Source organism: Gemmata palustris (genome assembly GCF_017939745.1).
Taxonomy (GTDB): domain Bacteria; phylum Planctomycetota; class Planctomycetia; order Gemmatales; family Gemmataceae; genus Gemmata; species Gemmata palustris.
This window is the reverse complement of sequence record NZ_JAGKQQ010000001.1, coordinates 4375564-4394065: the sequence shown is the minus strand read 5'-3', so window position 1 is coordinate 4394065 and position 18502 is coordinate 4375564. Positions and strand designations below refer to the sequence as shown.

Genomic DNA, 18502 nt, shown 5'->3' with positions numbered 1-18502 from the left:
ATTGCAATCGGAGCGGAGAACCTTGACCCTGTTGAGATGGAAAAGTCGCGCGACGTGGAATCGCTGCGCCGAGTGTTCACGGCAGAAGATGATCCCATAACCAAAGAGCTCTCCGCAAGTTATTGGACTGATGGGTGGGGCGTTCCGATGCAGTTGGACCGAACAGAGGTCGCCGATTCGGTCAAAATGCGCATCTATTCCAGCCACAATGCTCCCGAAGGTGATAAGTGGAGACGGTTGTACGTCGATATTGTTTTTCACCGCCTTGCGGATGGCAAATTTCGTGTCGAAGTTAAAAGAGGGTGGAAATGACGGCTCGCGCCGTTGAGCACAGCGCGGCGCGTTATTCGCCGGTATACGAAGTGTGTTTGGTCATCTCGTGAGGCGTCGGCGATCATTCGGTAGGGCGATGACTGCCAGTAGGAACTCCCGGATCGCCCTCAGATCGGGTACGTTGGGAACGAGCTTTGCAGCAGTACCATTGCACGCGGCACCGCTCGGGCGCGACTCGACTCTGGCACTCACGAGTTCCACCATGATTTGGCCCTTCCGTCGCCCAAGCTCGAATGCTCCCGCTCCGACTCGCTCCCACGCGGCACCACTCCGAATCGAGTCCCTGGAGGATCGGAGCGTGCCCGCGGTGATTGGTGCCACCGGGATCAATTTCTTCCCCAACCCGTTTGGAGGTGGAACCTTCTCCCCTTTCGGCGCCTTCACGGGCACGGTCCGGTCCGCGATCGGGGATGTGAACGGGGACGGGGTTCCCGACATCATCACCGCTCAGGGGGTGGGGGCCGGGAGCGCGTCACAGATTCGGATCTTCGACGGGGGCGCGGCCCGCTTTCAGTCGAGCCCCGTGGCGATCGCGGACTTCTATGCGTATTCGGACGTGCCAGGCGCGAGCCAAACACCGGGGTTCGCCGGGGGCGTGTTCGTGGCGTCCGCGGACGTGAACGGCGACGGGTTCGCGGAGGTCATTACGTCGCCCGGCGCGGGCGCGAGCGGGCACCTCAAGGTGTTCAACTTTAATAACGGGGCCGGCGCGTTTCTGGGCAGTGCGCCGACCCTGCGTGCGAGCTTCTTTGCGTACCCCGGTTTCCTCGGGGAGATCCGCGTGGCCACTCTGGACCCGGGTAGCGGTCAGTTGCCGCTCCTCGCAACCGCGTCCGGCGCGGGCACGACCCAGTCGGACATCCGGCTCTATACGAACGCATTTAACATCGGCTCGGTCGGGTCTGGTACGCTCGTAACCCCGGCCGTGCAGATGTTCCCGTTTCCGGGGTATTTGGGTGGCGTGTCGATCGCTGGAGGGGCCGCGGGCCAACTGTTCGTGTCCCCCATTGTCGGGCAGTCACTGGTAAGCGAGTTCGATCTCAACGCGCCCGTGGGGGCCGCGATGACGCTCTCGCCCGGCATCACGTTATCGACCGGGTTCAGCGCCCCGACGGACGCGCGATTGGGGGCTGCGGACATCAACGGGGACGGAGCCCCGGACGTACTGACCTCGTCCGTGGGCAAGAACTCGACCGGGGCGATTTCCGTCTTCTCGCTGAGTGCCGGAACGATTACGCCCCTGAGCGGATTGAACGGGTTTCAGACGTTCGGGTTCTTCGGCGACTCGTGGTTGACCCCGACAGCGATCGTGACCTTCCCGAACGGCGCGGTCGGAGGGTTCGTGTTCCCGGGCTAGTAAGCACCCGGAACTCCCCGCGCCTCAACGCTCACGTAGTCCCGACTTCCGGCTCCGAGGTGGGTTCCATCTTCGTATCCGCACGCGACCCTCCGCACCTTTCGTAGGCGCGGGGGATGCGTCGTCGCGTGATTCCTGGTTCAACTTTCTCGCGGTTTCGACCACAAGCCGGTCACCCGGTTCAGCAGGCGGTGCAAAGCGGAACCTGGCTCCTTGCTTTCGACCTCCGGCTCGGGGAACAGGGTACCGGCTCGCAGGCCCGCGCGGATCTGCTCGATCACCTCGGTCGGGGCCGCGGGTTTGGTGAACTGCAAGTCGAACCCGGCGTCCACGGCGCGCTCCAGGTGCGCGTAGTCCCCGTAAGCCGTCATCGTTGCCAGCAGTGGCGGGCGGTCCGGGAACAGGCCGCGAATCTGACGCGCCAGAGCGTACCCGTCCATCCCGGGCATGTTGATGTCCAGAAGGCACGCTTCCGGGGCAAAGGTCGCAGCCGCCTTCAGAGCGGACGGACCGTCGAAGCAGGTCTCGACCTCGAACCCGGCCACGACGAGCAACTCACTCATGGACAGTGCCGCGTCGCGGTTGTCATCAACGATCAAGACACGGTGCTTCGTCATCGGGGCCTCCAGAATGAAAGTATCGAACGGATAGCAAAAGCGATGCCGCTAGTGCCCCATCTCTTGGTGATTTCCTTCGACCTTTTGATTTCTTTGGATCGCGCTTCGGTTGGAATGATGCAAAATGTGCCCGGCGAGATTGTGCCCGACAAATCACACGTTCGCCGACGCCGCACGATTCGCGAGTCGCGATGCCACAGTGACGACGTGTCGTCACTGCTCGGGCTTCGCACCCGGCCCCCGAAAGAATTCACCGACGCGCGGGCCGAGCGACGGGATTATTTTGATGTACCCCGGGAAGGGACCGAGATGACGACAACGGCAGTAACCGGGTTCCTCACCCGCACGCGCTGGGGAGCGGCCCGCGACGTTCGCACGGACGCTGAACTGGTTCGTGAGTTCGCCGCGACCGGTTCCGAGGGCGCGTTCGCCGAATTGGTGCGCCGGTTCGCCCCGATGGTGTGGGGCGTGTGCCGGCGCGTGGTCGGGCACCGCGAGTGTTCCGAGGACGCCTTCCAAGCCGTGTTCCTGGTTTTGGTGCGCAAACCGACCGCGATCCGCCCGCCCGCGGCCGTCGGCGCGTGGTTGCACGGGGTGGCCGTTCACACCTCACTTCGGGCACGAGCAATGGTCGAACGGCGCCGGCGCTGGGAATCTTTGGGAGCAACAGTTCCCGATCGTGCCATGCCCGAGGCCCCCGAGTCGCCCGATCCGGACGTGGTGCGGGTGCTCGACGAGGAGATCGCGCGGCTCCCGGACAAGCTGCGGGCCGCGGTCGTGCTGTGTGAACTCGACGGGCTGAGCCGGCGCGACGCGGCCCAGCGCCTGGGGATCGTTGAGGGCACGTTGAGCAGCCGGCTGGGTGCGGCCCGGCGGCAACTGGCCCAGCGCCTCCGGTCCCGGGGCGTGGCGCTGGGCACTGGTGGGATCGCGGTGGCTCTGGGTGGCCGAACGGCGGCCGCTCCGCCGGTGTTCCCGACCGTATCCGAACCCGTGTCCGCACTCGCGGATGGAGCGATCCGAACTATGTTCCTGAGCAAACTCAAATTGTTGACGGCCACGGCGATGGCGGCGCTGGCGCTGATCGGCGTCGCATTGACGGCGTACCGCGGGGAAACGAGCGAACCGCCGCGCCCGGCCCTTCCGGTCGTCCGTGCCGCTCCGGTTCCGAAACCGAAAGCGGTGCGAGAGGGCACGATTCTGATCTGGGTGGACGAGAAGCCGCTGCTGCTGAAGCCGGACGGGACCGAACTCGAGTCCCCGGACCCGATCCCGAACGTCCAGTTCGGTGTCGGCAGTGGGAACGCCAACCTGTCGCCGGACGGTACCAGGGTCGCGTTCGAGATGCAGGGGGCCGAGTACGAACGGAAGCCCGGGGCGGTGCCGGCGGGAGCGGTCGTCAATAGGTACCGCACGAACCTGAAGATCCTGGATCTGGGAGGGAAGAAGGAGACGAAGTCGCTCGACTCGGTCCAACTGAACGGGTTCAACTGGCTCGGTGACGGAAAGACGCTGCACCTGCGCGGGTACGAGATCGGTGCGGACGGGGTGGCGAGTGAGAAACTGGAGAACTGGGTGTACGACCCGGCAACCGATAAGCGCACGTCGCTGAAAGTTCCCGCGGACTTCGTCGTCCGCGCTATCGGACCCGACGGCAAGACGGCCGTGGTGGACGAGTGGAAGATGGGCGCGGAGAAGTGGCACCAGCACGCCCACCTGTGGACCATCGGAACAGAAAAGCCGGCCCCGCTGTTTGAACTCAACCAGAGCATTTACAGTCCGACGCCCAAGTTCTCGCCGGACGGCAAGCGTGTGCTGTGCAAGGTGCTGCAATACGGCACGCACACGGCACTCGGAAACGGGGCCTTTAACATCGACGACTTCAAGTGCAACAACGTCGTGGTGATCGACCTGGCGACGAAGAAACAAACGGTGGTGAAGGAACTGGGCGAAAACCCCGAGTGGGCCGTGTGCGGGCTGGCGTGGTCGCCCGACGGCCGGAAGATCGCCTACGTCGAGACCAAGCGCCTCCCTCGACCCCCGGGAGCCCGAGCGGATCAGAACCCGTACCGGGTGATGATCGCGGACCCGGACGGGAAGAACGCGAAGGAGATCCACACGGCCCAAGGGAGTTGGTTGGTCGGGTTCGACTGGAAATGACCGCGTCCCGAAAGGGATGTCAGGGGCGCGGATTTTAGTCCCGTTTCGGTTTCCTTGTAGCAGGGCGCGACCGCAAGGGAGTGGAAATCGTTTCCGCTCCCTTGCCAGTAGTTTCAAGGGGCTTGGCAGTGCCGCATGGGAGTTCCTAAGTTCAAGGTTCTCAGGCACTTGAACGGGAAGCTCCCATGCGACGTGGTTATTCTACGATCACCCCGGCGGTGATCCATGTGTTGGCCCGGCGAACGTTGGCCCGGGCACTCGGTTGGCCCGACTACAAGCAGTCGATCACGGGCACACAGTTGGTTGATCTGGTGCTGCTGATCGCGGGCACCACCCGGACCCTGTTCGCGGTGGTCACCCGGTACTTCGGATTCTCGCACGAGACCGCTCGGCAGGGGGTTCGCGCGAGCCTCGGTTCCCGAGACCAACTGACGGCCCGGTTGGTCGATGCACTCCACCACGTGGCGACGTTCACCCGTCGGGACCGGAATCGCCGGTGGACGTGCGCCATCGACGTGCACTACGTCCCCTTTTACGGGGACCGCGGCACCCCGGGGATCATCGGCGGACCCAAGAAGGCCGGCACCTCGTTCTTCCACGCGTACGCCACCGGGGTCCTGATCCACAAGCACCGGCGGTACACCGTGGGGCTGATGAGTGTGACGAAAGGAGCCAAGCCGCACCAGCAGGTGCAGACCCTTCTGGACCAGGTGGCGGCCCGTGGGCTCACGGTCCGCGGGGTGGTTCTGGACGCCGGGTTCGACAGCGGGGAGACCCTGTTGCTGTTGCAGGAACGGAACCTGAGCTACACGGTCCCGATGCGCAAGAAGGGTTCCGGCACGAACCGACGCAACGAGTGCTACACGCAACCTCACGGCACCATCACCACCATGGACTGGGTGACCGAGAAGGCCCGCCGGTCGGTGTCCACCCGGGTGCTGGTGTGGCGCCGCCCGGGCGAATCCCACGCGCGGGTGTACGCGTTCTCGGGTTGGGGCGATGCGGCGGCGGTGTCCGAGGCGAAGCGCGCGTGGCTCGGGCGGCGCCGGTACCGGGAGCGGTTCGGGATCGAGACCAGTTACCGGCAGAAGAACCAGGCCCGCGGGTGGACCACGAGCACCAACCCCGAATACCGGTTGCTCTTGGAAGGGGTGGCGCTGCTGTTGCGACAGGTGTGGGTGTGCTTGACCCTTCGGATCGCTCGCGCACGGAACCGGAGCCCGAATGCGTGGGTACCCGAACTCCCGTTGGTCGAGATGCTCGACTGGCTCACACAACGCATCCGCGCGCGATACCCACGCACGCGATGTATCACGCTGCCCCACAAAATACTTACAACCGCTCCAATGCCTTGAAACTACTGTTGCGGTCGCGGCTCGTATGGCCGCTACAAGGATCTCGAAACGAGACTAATCCTTGGTGAATTGGAACGCGAACAACTTTGTCCGCTTCATCTTGATGTGAATTCGCACCGGCTTGCCTGCGAGCGCCGACACGTCCGTTTTTCCCTTCCAGTACACGCACTGGTCGATGAAGTTGCCGCCGATCTCTTCGCAATCGGCGAGCGCGAAGCCGGGGATCGGCTTCCCGTCGGCCTCCTGCAGTTCGACGAACGCGGTGCCCGCCGATCCGGTGTCGATGTTTAGCCGCAGCCGGTTGCCCCTAAACACGACCGATGGGGTGGTCAGCCACCCGCCGCGGTGGTCCGCGTCGGCCGAGACGAACCCGTCCAGCCGCTGCTTGACGACCCCCACACCGCCCTCCTGCTTCGCGACCTTGTCGTACTCGGGGCGCAGGATCGCCGAATCGTGCAGGCGGCCGGAGGAGTAGTAATACTGGTAGATCGAACTGCCCCGCCGAACGAAGCCGGGGGCCGCGACCGTGTACCACCGGTCCCACTCATCTGCCAACCCGTTCGGGATGTACGCGCTCCGCTCGGGCCGCGCCCACTTCACCCCGTCGCGGCTGACACCCATTTGCACCTCGAGCATCCCGTAGTCCTCCCACTGGCCCTTGACCCGGGGGCGGATGAACGGGTTCCGCTGGGGCGAGAAGTGCCGAAAGTGGGAGGGGAACATGAGGTACACGTCGTCGGCCCACGGGTACGCCCCGGCCGCGTTGTAGTAGACGTCCGAGTGCGGGTCGTCTTCCTTGTCGGCGGAGTACACGACCGGGATGTTCTCGATCGACGGGAACGTGCGGTGCTTGGCGGTCTTCTGATACGGCCACGGCTTGAGCGGGTCGTCCGTTTCGATGCGCCCGATCCGGCGCTGGTTCTCCGAATCGTAGTCGAACGCGCGGGTGTAGATCACGTACTTCTTGATGCGCTCGTCCCAGTGGACGATGGCCGGGTTGTCGGTGAAGAACGGGAACACGCGCCCGACCTTGGTGAACGTCACACCGTCGGCCGAGTAGCTCGCGTACACGCCGTGTTTGGCCGGGTCGAACGGCTCGCTGAACTCGAGGTGGAACAGTTTGTACTTCTTCGCCGGGTCGGTCTCGTGCGGGTCGAGAAAGACCGTCGGGAACCAGCCCCCGGGGAGCTTGGTCCCGGTGCGGCGGAACTTCAGCCCGTCGTCGCTTTCGAGCACCTGCACGTCTTTGGCCCCGAGGTACAGGCGCACCTTTCCACCGTCGTCAATTACGCGACTGATGTGCCCCTTCAGGAGCTGGTCCTTCTCGTCCCGGAGCGCTCCGAGTTTTTGAGGCGGGTTGACCCGGAGTTCGACGCGGTCGCGCTCGGCGATGAACCTGTCGTCAATGAAGAGCTGTTTGCGGTCACCGATGTCGATCGGTGTGGGTGGCGCGGCGAGCGCGAGGAACGCGATCAGTGCGGTGGGCATAGGACTTGTACCTTAACGGGCGAGGGCGGGCGGGGAGGGGGGCTGTGGCGGGTAAAGACCGAACCGGGCCGCGGGTGGCGAGCGGGCCGCTCGCACGCAGAGGTTACCCCGAAGACTGTATCCAACGTACACGCGAATCACAACACTGATGGACCGCGACGATCCCGAATCTAAAATGCGCCTCCGTGCCCGGTCGACTCGCTGTCGGCTTCCGCGTTACCATCAATGGCTGTTCCGCACCCTCAACACGCGGAGCGGTTAAGATTCACAATTGAGGTGACTCGACGTGTTGGAACGTATTTCGATCACCGCAGACTTCGGCGCACGGTGTGCATCACCAAGAGCTTTTGAGAACGCCCAGACGTGCTCCTCGAGCACAGTCGGGCAAACTGCGGGTTTTATAGGCCGAGGGTATATTCCATTAGCTCACTCCGCTTCACATGGCTGTATGCCGTGAAGCGGAGTGAGCCCGGCCGATGAGCACCGGGCGACCAGTTGAACGGGGCGCGATCTCGGCGCGAGTCCGGACCGATCAATTGGGACCATCGATCCGTGAAAAACACTCGCACGGGCTCTTTAACACGTGAGCCGGGCGTGCGAAACTCAATAGATCGCCTCAGCAACGTGGGTACCGAGCGATGACCGTGTTTGTGGCCGAATACCAAGTACGACCACCCGGGAGCCCGCGCGAGCGCTGGGCCGAAGAAGCGGCACGGGCGCACGTCCACTTCTTCGACGAGGCGAGTGGGTTGTTACTCGTCCGGGCACCGGATGATTTTCAGGATCGAGGTGGGCGGTTCCATCCGCTCACCGAGCCCGAGTTCGAGCGCCTGAGTCAGATCGCCCGGTACTGGCTCGAACAGGTCGAATGATGGCGGCAAATCGGCCCCGCGCCTTATCCCCCCCCGGCAACCCGAGCAGGGATCAACTCGAATCGGGAGCGGCGCAGCACCGGCGGCAGATGCACTGAGAACGGTAAGGGCTATTCGCGGCAGAGCCCCGGACGTTCCGGGGCTCGTGTATTCCCCGCTGATATTCGCCGCCCCCGCCCATCGCACCGCGCGGCGGCGGGGCGTGTCGTTCCGCTCGCGCCCCCGCTCAGCCCATGAGCTTCTGGAGCAGAGCGGTCCCGTTGGGCGTGCCCCACCCGGTACACGCATCCCACCCCGCCCGCGCCGTGTACGCCCCGTTGTTGCCCGAGGTCACGTCACGAAACGCGCCCGAGCCGACGAGCGAGCCGTAGAGCATCGGGTTCAGGAACCCGACCGGGTGCCCGAGCCTCTGGTTCACCAGCGCGATCAGCCCGGCCCACAACGGGGCCACCGCACTCGTCCCGCCGATCGTGAATTCCTGCCCGTCCACTCGGACCTCGTAGCCCGTGGCCGGGTCCGCGTCGCCCGCCACGTCGGGAACCCCGCGGCCCGCGCGCCCGCCCGGGTTGACCGACACCGGGACGCTCGCTCCCGCCTGATACGCCGGGACCGGGAACACGGCGCTCACCCCGCCCCCGGTCGCGCTGCGGGTCGGGTCCGCGTTCCAGACCGTTTCGCTCGCGATCGCTCCGCCCGCGGCCGTCAACTTCGTCCCCCCGCAGCACAGGGCGAACGGGCTCGAACCGGGGAAATCGGCGTGGGCGAGACCGTCGGGAGGGGGGAGATGATTCGCGGCCAGTTGGTCCGGGTTCTCGTCCCCGGACCCGGCGTCACCCGCGGCGCAGCACACGGTCACGCCCAGTGCGGCCGCCGTCTGGAACGCCTGATCGAACGACCGCGTTGCCTGCCTCGTCCAGTTCTTCTCCGGGTTCCCCCAACTGATCGAGATTACCGACGGCTTGTTCACCGTGTCGTGGATCGCCGCCGTGATCGCGTCGAGGAAGCCCTTGGTCGTGTTGGGCGCGAAATAGACGGCGATGCGCGCCTTCGGTGCGACGGCCGCGGCGACTTCGATGTCGAGCATCACCTCGCCGTCGTCGCTGTTGGCGTTCGAGGGCAGGTTCCTCGCGCCGTCCACCCGGACCGCTTTGACGTTGGGCACGGGGAGCCCGAGTTTGTGGAAGTAGGCCGTGATGTCCGCGGCGCGGAACCCGCCCCCGAGTTCGATAATGGCGATGCACTGGCCCGACCCGTCGAGGCCGGTCGGGAAGTTGTACAACTTGGCCAGTTCGGGGGGCGTGAACGTGGCGCCGGCGGCGCGGGGCTGGGCACCGGCGGCGGGCCGGGTTCTCTGGAAGTGCGGGGTCGCGGCGGGGCGGTCGTCGATGCCGAAAACGCCCTCGACGAGGTCGGCCATGTCGGTCGGCATCATGAGCGCGCCGGTGCGCCCGCGGTACGTTCCGCCGTCGTGCTCGTACTGCTGGATCGCGGTCCCGAACGCGGCCTCGAACTGGGCCGCGGTCCCCGACAGGAACACGCTCCGGCGCGCCGGGCTGGACTCAACGACGACCAGCCCGTGTGCCCGCGCGAACGCCTCGATTTTTGCGAGATCCGCCGGGTCGGACCCGTTTTTCGTGGCGTACTCTTCTCGGGTCATGTACCGGCGCTTGGACGGGAGTTGGTCGGCGTGGGTCGCGCCGGCTGTGGCGTCGAGTGGGGCCTTTCGGCGCACGCGCACGGTGACCTCGAACCGCTCGTCGCGGGGCACCGGTCCGACCGCTTTGGCCCCGTGAAGGGGCGCGCGCTCGCTACCGCTGACCGGCATACGGGATTGGTGAACCGTCATTGCAGAACCTCTGTGGGCGCGGGACGTGGACCTCCGCTGGCGGCGCGGGCGCGTTCAGTTGGGACTTTGAATTTGCTGAGCGGGCATGGCTCGGAGGCTACAACGATAAGCGACACGAGGACCGCTACCGGTCACAAAAACTCGAAATTTAATTTGCGCTGTTGTGGGCTTATGTAGACAACTTTTTGGCGAGTGGCACCGGTTCGGGTATCGCGCCGAACCCCGGAACCCGAACCGGTGCCACTCGTTGCGCCCGGGCTCTTTGGGGCGGCCGGTGTGATTGCGCACCTGATCCGCAGACCCGGCAGCGGTGACAACATTCTTCGTCACCGGACCGAGGCGACACCCCGGTAGCGCCGGTGCTCGTGGCACGAGTCGCACCCGATGGCGAACGCGCGGCACACCTCCGGGCGGTGCTCGTGGTAGCGGCACCCCTTCGATTTGAGATCGAACCAGAGGCACGGCGATTCGAGCGCGCCGCGCGCGTCGCGGCCGTTGAGGAGCTGGTTGTGGTACTCGGCGAGCGCGCGCTTGGCCTCGGGTGGGGCGGTCGCGAGGCGGTCCCAATCGGGGTGGTCGCGGTTGGGATCTGTTCCGTCGTTGCGCATCATCCCGGCGGCGATCAGCGCGGGGCTCCAGGTGACGAAGGGCGGGCTGGCCATGTGCAGGCAGCACGCGCCGCAGTTCTCGCAGGACACGGGCGCGGGGGGTGAAGGCGCGAAGAGCGTCAACGAGATCATGTCGCGACTCCTTCGCGCGTTGGGGGCTGGTGCGGCCGGTAGTTCATCTTCTGCACCGGCCGGGAGAATACAACGGCAACATGCGATCCGGTTCGCCGTTTCCCGTTGCCTTGCACACTCGGGCGGATGGACGATTGATTCCCGCCCCGGTTCCATCGGACTACCGAGGTTTCGGCGGATCGATCCCGATGAGTCGCTTTTGCGCGGCTCGGGCGGACTCGGTCAGTTCGGCACCTCGCGCTCCGCGCGCCCACTCGCCGAGGAGCTTCCTGGCTTCTGGAGTCCCCGCGCTCTCGGTTACTTCGACCGCGCGGATCAGCCGCAACCGGTCGCCCCCTCGCGTCACGCCCGGGGGCGCGAGTAGCGCTGAGAGCCGTTTGCGAATTTCGGGCGCCTCGGCTGCCGTAGCCGCTGTGCGGAGCTGATCGGCCGCCCCTTCGCCGATCTTGGCCAACTCTTTCTCCGCCGCCTCGCGTTCCGAGAAGGTCTCGCTCCCCAGTTTCTCGATCAAGCCGGCTACCGTCTTCGGGTCCGTGGCCGGAACCGGGCGCAGGTGTTTTGCGAATAGCGAGACGGCTTCCGCCGGCCGATCGGCGAGGTACCGCGCCGCCGCGAATCCCGCTGCGGCATCTCGGTCGGAGAGTTGCGCCCAGGCGCTGACCGCGTCTTTCGGGCGGTGCTTCGGGTCGGTCGAGAGCGCCGCCCCGGTCGCGTCCCAGGTGACCACCGACCGGTCGCTGCTACCCGACGCCAGGAGCGTTCCGTCCGGGGAGTACGCGAGTGCCAGGACGGACCCGCGGTGGCCGTCCAACGAGAACCGTTCGCCCCCGGTTGCCAGTTCCCAGACCCGAACTTTCCCGTCTATACATCCGGTTGCCAGGGTCCGACCGTCCGGGGAGAACGCGACCGCGTACACGGAGTTCTCGTCGTGCGCAGCGGACCCCGGCCGATTGGTATCAAACTCGCGCACCGGCTTCCCCGTTCCCAGATCGTACAAGCGGACGAAGCCGTCCCCGCCGCCGACCGCGACGAACCGCCCGTCGGTCGAGAGCGCCGGCGCACTGTAGGTTCGCTTCCCGGCGTCGAACGCGAGCACCTCCTTGTCGGTGGTCCAGTCCCAAACGTGGACCTTGGACTGGTCGCTCGACCGGACGAACACCACGTGCCGGCCGTCCGGTGTGAGTTGCAGCCCGTTCATGGTTTCACCGCTCGCGATCACGCGCACCTGTTGGCCCGTCGCCGTGTCGATCACGCGAATGCCCGGTTTGTCCCCGCGGACGGCCAATTCCTTCCCGTCCGGGGTGAACTCAACGTCGTACCCGGTCAGCCCCTTGGTGTCGGCTACCGAGATTTCCGCGAGTGTGGCCGCGTCCCGCAGGCGCAGCTTTTGGTCGAGCCCGGTCGTGGCGATCAGGCGCCCGTCACGAGAGGCGGCGACGCCGTACACGCCTCCGGGGTGACCCGCGAAGGCACCGATCTTCTTCCCGGTACGCGGGTTCCAAACGAGCCCGGACTCGGCGCAGGACAGAAGCACCCCGTCCCGGGTGAAGCCCACGAAACCGACGGACCGGCCGTGCCCACCGAAGTCGTGGACCTTTTTCCCGGTTTCCAGGTCGAGGACGGCCACGTCGTCCATGAGGGCCACCGCGATCCGCTTGCCGTCCGGGGTGAACGCGGCCCCCCACGCCCCGTGCCCGCCCGGGTAGTCGCGCACCTTCTTCCCGGTGGCCACGTCCCAAACCTGGAGCGGCCCGGCCGAATTGGAACTCGCGATCCGCTTGCCGTCCGGGGAGAAGGCGCGGACGTTGAGGAGCCCGCGGGATCGTTCCGCGGTCACCGCAAGTTCTTTCTTGGTTGCCACGTTCCAGAGCTGGAAACTGTCGGCCATCGGCTGTACGACGGCGAGGTTCTTCCCGTCCGCGGAGATGACCGCGTGCCCGACCCAAGTGCCGTTCGGAATGACCGGCACTTTCAGCTTCGCGGTTCGAGTGTCGGTATCCCACACCTCGTAGGTGTCCTGAAAGTGCATCACGACGGACTTGCCGTCGTCCGAGAACACGAACCCGAACAGGCTGCGGCCGACGATCTCGGTGAACACGCCCGGAGTCGGATTCTTCTCGGTCAGATCGGCGAGGTACACGGTCTTTTTGGCACCGTTGTTGAATGTCGTGTGGGTCCACAGCATCCACTTCCCGTCCGGCGAGAGTTCCGGCTCGCGGTCCGATGTGTGGGAGGGGCGCGTGAGAACGTGGCGGAGCGACGCGGGAACGGCCGCGACTTCCTCGCCGGTGACCGCGTCGAGAACCCGTGTGACGGGCTGCTTCTTGTCCGGGACGACGGCGACCACTCGCTTCCCGGCCGGGGCGACCGCGGCTTCCCACTGCTCCACGTCGCGCCCCTGTCCCCGTGACCCGGTGAACCGGGCGTTGGCCGGCATCCCGACCGGAACTTGCTCCTTGCCGGTCGCCAGCTCCCACACCCGATACCCGGTGTGAGAACCATAGGAGATGACCCATTTGCCGTCGGGGGACACGGTCAACCGGTGAATGTTTGACCCGTGGTGGAACCGAGACGAACCCATGCGGGCGAGCGCCCCGGGCGGGAGCGGGTCACCGACCACGTCGGTTTGCGCCGCCGGCGCGACCGCGACGGGCGGTGGGGCCGGATCGAGTTTCGGTGGATCGGCCGGTGCCCGGAGCGCAGCGAACCCGATGCCCGCCACCGCGGACGCGGCGATTCCCGCGACGATGAGCCACTTCACCCACGCGACCGCGGCGCGAACGGGCGCTGATCCCGCGGACCGGACCGCGGCGAGAGTGGCGTTTCGCAAACTCGCTCCGACGGTCGGTGCGGCCGAGCCCGCGAGGACCAGCGCGGCCGGGAACCCGAACCGCCCCAGGCGCCGGCGCAGGGCCTCCCGGCCGCGCTCGAGGCGCCCGCGGAGGGTTCCGAGCGTACACCCGAGGCGCTGGGCCGCGTCCGCGTAGCTGAGTTCCTGGACGTAACACAGTAATAGCGGTAACCGGTACTCGTCCGGGAGGCGGGCGAGTTCGGCATCGATGCGTTCTCGCACCTCGGCCCAGGCGGTGTCTTCTTGAGACGGGTCCGCGGAGGGCGCGCGCGGGGGGCGCTCGCGCCGGCGGCGCCGATCCTCAGCGCGGCGAATTTTCCCCGCCGACCGCACGGCGACCGTGTGCAGCCAGCCGGCGACGGACGGGCTCTCGACGAGTCGGGCGGCGTTCCGGGCGAGCAGGAGGAAGGTGACCTGGAAGGCGTCGTCCGCGTGGGCCGGATCTCGGAGAACGTTCCGGCACGCCCGGAGCACGAGCGGCCCGTTACGGCGCACGAGTTCGGCGAACGCGGACTCGTCCCCGGTCTCGGCGTACCGGCGGAGGAGCTTCCCGTCGGCGGTGCGGGCGTGGTCCGGCAGGTTACGGAGCAGCGCGAGCGGGGTGGCGATCATGTGGGCCTCCGTTCGGGTCATCTTATCTGAACAGATAACCCCGCGGGGGCCGCCCTCGGCGCGCGAATTATTCGATTCGCGGGTACCGTCTCGCGCCCGGCGCCGGGCCGGTCGCGCTGGGATGATCGACCGGCCTCTGCGCCCGTTTGCACTGCCCACACAACGAATACGACTCGGCTGGTTACTTCTCGCGCGGGGCCGGGGCCTGCGGGGGCGGGTATTTCGCCCGCTCGTTTTGCCATTTGGCCACCTCGATCGGCTGCTTCGTGGCGGTGTACAACTCGATGAGTCGGTCCACCGCGCCAGGGAGCAGGGCCTTCTGCGACCCGGGGATTTTGTCCGCTCGTGTCTTGAGCCCCTCGTACCCCCCGATGAGAAGCGGTGCGGCCGCGTCGAACTGCTCCTGACCCACCGCGACCGCGCCGAGCATCGACTTCGTGTGGAACGTCCGCCAGTCGTTCGGCAACTTCTTTTCGCGGATCTTCAGGCACTCGCGCAAGACCGTTTCGGCCTCCGGTAACTTCTGCGCGGTCAACAACACTTCCCCCAACCCGGCGAGCGTCCGGGCCAGGTCCGGGTCGTCGGCCGGTAGGAGCGGGCGCGTGGCGGTGAGTAGGTCGCGGTAGGTTGTTGCCGCCCGGTCGAGTTGGTTGTCTTTCAGGTACGACGTCCCCAGATATTGGATCACGGTTTGCGTGTCCGGGCTCACCGGCCCGAACTTCTTCTTGAACGCGGTGACCACCTGCTCGTGCATCCGTACCGCGTCGCTCGTGCGCCCCGACGAGCCATACGCGATCCCCAGGTTCGCCATCGTCACCAGCAGGTCGCGGTGGTCCGGGTCGAGTTTGGCTTTCTGAACGACGAGCAATTGTTCGAGCAGCGGAACCGCATCCGTCGCGCGCCCGACCGCCTCGTATGCCGATGCCAGTTGCGTAATTGTCCGCTGTAGACCGGTGTCGTCCTCGGAGCGGGCCGCCTTCCTCGCGGCGAGGGCGCGCTCGAGTACCGGGATCGCCTCGGCGGGTTTGCCGGCGCGCCGCAGGGCGACGCCGAGGTCGTGCGTCGCGGTGATGGTCGTGTGGTGGGTCGCCCCCAACTTGGTCGTCGCCGCGGTGACCACTTCCTGAAGTAGCGCGAGCGCCTCCTCCGGCCGGTTCAGGAAGCTGTAATTCATCGCCAGGTCGTGCATGGCCGTGAGTACGGCACCGGCGTTCTGTTCCTTGGCGCCTTTCGCGCGTTTCAGTGCCTCCGTGCTGACGGGCAGCGCGTCGGGCGCTTTGCCGAACTGATAGTACGTTTGGACCAGTTTGCTCATGGCATCGAGCGTCCGGTGGTGATCGGGGCCGAATTTTTCTTCCATCCGGGCAACGGTGTCGCGCTGCAGAGCGATGGCGTCGGCCGTGCGCCCGGCGTCCGCGTACACCCGCCCCAGGAAGTTGAGGGCCAGCACCGTGTCCGCGTGGTCGATGCCCTTGTGCATTTTCAGCAGGGCCACGGCTTCTTCGTGCAGCTTCACCGCATCGGCCGTGCGGCCCGCGGCCTGGTACAGCATCCCCAGGTTCGTGATCGCATTGGGGAGCTCGGGGTGCTCCGGCCCCCAGACCTTCCGCAACCCGGCCAGCCCTTGCTCGGAGAGGCGGATCGCGTCGTTCAGGCGCTTGGCGCTCCAGTACCGCCCGGCCAGTTGGGTCATCGTGAGCAGCGTGTCGGGGTGATCCGGGCCGAGCACCTCTCGGCGGCGCGCGAGGAGGTCTTCCCCCACGCGAATGGCGTCATCGATGCGGGGCGTCTGCCCCAGGCCGAACGACAGGCGGTGCATTACGCCGAGGGTGTCGGGATCGTTCGGCCCGAGCTCGTTCTGGTAGTCGGCCAGCGCTTTTTCCTGGAGCGCGACGGCCCGCTCCGGCAGCCCGAGGGAGAAGAACGTCTGCCCGAGTGCGTCCCGGAGCCGGGCGCGCGTGAGGGCGCCCATGTTCTTGTCGCCGTCGAGTTGCTCCGCGGCCCGATCGAGCAGGTCGACCACCTTGAGTTGCCGGCCGTCTGTTGCCGGGTCCGGCTTGCGGAACGCGCTCACGAGGTAGTCGGAAACGGCCGCGGCCTGTTTCCGGGCGGTTTCCGCCTTGGCCCGCGCGCGTTCCGAGTCGGCGAGCGCGTTTTTGGTTTCCCCGCGCGCGCGTTCTGAGTCGGCGAGCGCGTTCTTGGTTTCTCCGCGCGCGCGTTCCGAGTCGGCGAGCGCGTTCTTGGTTTCTCCGCGCGCGCGTTCCGAGTCGGCAAGCGCGTTCTTGGTTCTCTCTCTCTCGCGTTCCGAGCCGGCGAGCGCTCTTTCGGTTTCTGCACGCGCGCTCTTTGAATCGGCAAATGCGTTCTCGGCTTCCTCCCGCGCGCGTTCGACTTGTGCCAGCCGGTCGTGCGCGAGTTCTTCGGCGGCCAGAGCGCGGCGCAACCCCCAGGACGCGCCGACGATCCCGCAAACGAGGGCGACGAACACGAGCGCGGCGGCCAACACGGGGCCGCGGTTGCGGCGGGCGAACTTCCGCGCCTTGTACCACCGGTTCGGGGGGCGCGCTTCGACCGGCTCGTCGGCGAGGTACCGCTGAACGTCGCGGGCCAGTGCGTCGACGGTCTCGTAGCGCCGGGCGCGGTCCTTCTCCAGCGCCTTCATCACTACCCAGTCGAGTTCGCCCCGCAGCGCCTTCGCCAGCTCGGTCGGGCCGGTGTTGCGATTGGCCGCGATGAGCTGGATGCCCTCGGCCGTGCTCAGTTTCGTACTCGGGCGCGGCGGCTCGACCTCCCGCACGATCCGCAGCACCTCGAGGAGCGTTCCCCGTTTGAGTTCCCGGCCGTCGATCGGCGGCGCCCCGACCAGGAGCTCGTAGAGCACCACCCCGAGCGCGTACACATCGGTCCGCGTGTCGACATCGGCCGAGGACGGGTCGGCCTGTTCGGGCGACATGTACGCCGGGGTGCCCACGATGGCCCCGAGGTCCGGGAGGCTCAGATCGGTGAGCTTCAGTTCAGTCGCCTTGGCCACCCCGAAGTCGATCACCTTCGGCGCCGGGCGCCCGTCCACTTCCGTGACGAGGATGTTACCGGGCTTGAGGTCGCGGTGGATGATCCCCTTCTGGTGGGCGTGTTGCACTGCCTGGCACACGGAGACGAACAACTCGAGCCGGGCGCCGACCGACAGCCGGTGCCGGTCGCAGAACGCGGTGACCGGCGCGCCGCGAACCAGTTCCATGACGAAGAACGGCTGGCCCGCGGTCGTGGTGCCGCCGTCGTAGACGCGCGCAATGTTCGGGTGGTCCATCAGCGCCAGCGCCTGGCGCTCGGCGTCGAACCGGGCCAGCACCTCTTTTGAACCTGCGCCGAACCGGATCAACTTGAGCGCGACCTGCCGTTTGACCGGTTCGGTCTGGTCGGCCAGATAAACACTGCCCATCCCGCCCGCGCCGATCATCTCGACGAGCGTGTACCGGTCCGCGATAACCGTTCCCACCTCCTCGCCCCTCCGGGGCGCCGGTGACGGCCTGGCGGAGACCAACGTGTCCGCGGACGGGTTGGAGGGCGGGAGCGCCTTCGTGTTGGGACTACCTGCCGAGGATACGACGGTTGCGGACGGGTTGGAGAGCGGGACCAGGGTGAAGTCGGCGCCGCCATAGCTCCCGGACTCGACCTCGGACCGGACCAGGGCCTCCACACGTGCGCGCAGAGGGGCATCGCCCGCGCACGCCTCGTCGAGGTACGCGGCCCGGCTCTCGGGATCGGATCGTTCGATCGCCGAAAGGACAATCTCCCGCTCGGTCATGGGAGTTCTCACCTTAACACCGCTGGATCGTTGCGCCCGGGATGAAGGATAGCGGTGCGGGTGTTCTCCATCAATGCGCTGAGCCGGCGCCCCCTTCGTTCCGTGATCGCGCACGGGGATGCGCACTCGCGCGAGTTCGAGCGCAACCTGCGGCAGCGACAATAAATAGATGGATTTTAGAATTTACAGACGCGAACCGAACGCCTTGCTCAGCTTCGCGAAGCGCTTGCCGGAGTGGAACTGATGTGGAGCCACTTTCCGCACTTTTCGCACGCGAGCACCCGGACGATTGCCCGATCCTGGGCCTCTTGGCAGATGGGACTCGACCACGTTTCGCAGGTGGGGCACGGTTCGCCCCCGCGCACTCGGAACAGCCCGCTACTTCGCGCCGACTTTTGTTGTTTACTCGTGACCATGTGACACCTCGGTTGGGCGCTCGACACATAGAGCACGTTCGGTGCCCGCA

11 protein-coding genes are annotated in these 18502 nt (G+C 66.5%); 5 read left to right on the top strand and 6 right to left on the bottom strand.

Annotation, left to right across the window (positions count from 1 at the left end; translation table 11 throughout):
• The first annotated feature begins 36 nt into the window (after positions 1 to 36).
• Together J8F10_RS18005 and J8F10_RS18000 are read left to right on the top strand one after the other, a co-directional pair.
• Positions 37 to 312, top strand: coding sequence for a hypothetical protein (locus tag J8F10_RS18005; RefSeq protein ID WP_210655960.1), 276 nt, complete (start codon positions 37 to 39; stop codon positions 310 to 312).
• A 319-nt stretch (positions 313 to 631) separates the two neighbouring features.
• On the top strand, positions 632 to 1690 hold the full coding sequence (locus J8F10_RS18000) for an FG-GAP repeat domain-containing protein (protein ID WP_210655958.1): 1059 nt from the start codon (positions 632 to 634) through the stop codon (positions 1688 to 1690).
• A 140-nt stretch (positions 1691 to 1830) separates the two neighbouring features.
• Here the strand turns inward: J8F10_RS18000 and J8F10_RS17995 are convergent, their stop codons facing one another.
• Positions 1831 to 2307, bottom strand: coding sequence for a response regulator (locus tag J8F10_RS17995; protein ID WP_210655957.1), 477 nt, complete (start codon positions 2305 to 2307; stop codon positions 1831 to 1833).
• 309 nt (positions 2308 to 2616) lie between these two features.
• On the opposite strand from J8F10_RS17995, the gene J8F10_RS17990 reads away from it, so the two are divergent.
• Together J8F10_RS17990 and J8F10_RS39040 are read left to right on the top strand one after the other, a co-directional pair.
• A complete protein-coding gene (locus J8F10_RS17990; RefSeq protein ID WP_210655955.1) occupies positions 2617 to 4467 on the top strand; it encodes a sigma-70 family RNA polymerase sigma factor in 1851 nt (616 codons plus the stop codon).
• A gap of 185 nt (positions 4468 to 4652) precedes the next feature.
• Positions 4653 to 5822, top strand: coding sequence for a transposase (locus J8F10_RS39040; protein ID WP_246523415.1), 1170 nt, complete (start codon positions 4653 to 4655; stop codon positions 5820 to 5822).
• A 54-nt stretch (positions 5823 to 5876) separates the two neighbouring features.
• Here J8F10_RS39040 and J8F10_RS17975 read toward each other — a convergent pair whose 3' ends face one another.
• On the bottom strand, positions 5877 to 7310 hold the full coding sequence (locus J8F10_RS17975; RefSeq protein WP_210655953.1) for a hypothetical protein: 1434 nt from the start codon (positions 7308 to 7310) through the stop codon (positions 5877 to 5879).
• Between the two features lie 638 nt (positions 7311 to 7948).
• On the opposite strand from J8F10_RS17975, the gene J8F10_RS17970 reads away from it, so the two are divergent.
• Positions 7949 to 8182, top strand: coding sequence for a hypothetical protein (locus J8F10_RS17970; protein ID WP_210655950.1), 234 nt, complete (start codon positions 7949 to 7951; stop codon positions 8180 to 8182).
• A 226-nt stretch (positions 8183 to 8408) separates the two neighbouring features.
• Here J8F10_RS17970 and J8F10_RS17965 read toward each other — a convergent pair whose 3' ends face one another.
• The 4 genes from J8F10_RS17965 to J8F10_RS17950 form a co-directional block, all read right to left on the bottom strand.
• Complete coding sequence (locus J8F10_RS17965; protein ID WP_210655949.1) at positions 8409 to 10028, bottom strand: S53 family peptidase; 1620 nt, start codon at positions 10026 to 10028, stop codon at positions 8409 to 8411.
• A 326-nt stretch (positions 10029 to 10354) separates the two neighbouring features.
• A complete protein-coding gene (locus J8F10_RS17960; RefSeq protein WP_210655947.1) occupies positions 10355 to 10768 on the bottom strand; it encodes a YkgJ family cysteine cluster protein in 414 nt (137 codons plus the stop codon).
• A gap of 160 nt (positions 10769 to 10928) precedes the next feature.
• On the bottom strand, positions 10929 to 14231 hold the full coding sequence (locus J8F10_RS17955) for a sigma-70 family RNA polymerase sigma factor (RefSeq protein WP_210655945.1): 3303 nt from the start codon (positions 14229 to 14231) through the stop codon (positions 10929 to 10931).
• A 181-nt stretch (positions 14232 to 14412) separates the two neighbouring features.
• Positions 14413 to 18036, bottom strand: coding sequence for a serine/threonine-protein kinase (locus J8F10_RS17950; protein ID WP_210655942.1), 3624 nt, complete (start codon positions 18034 to 18036; stop codon positions 14413 to 14415).
• Between the last annotated feature and the right edge of the window lie 466 nt (positions 18037 to 18502).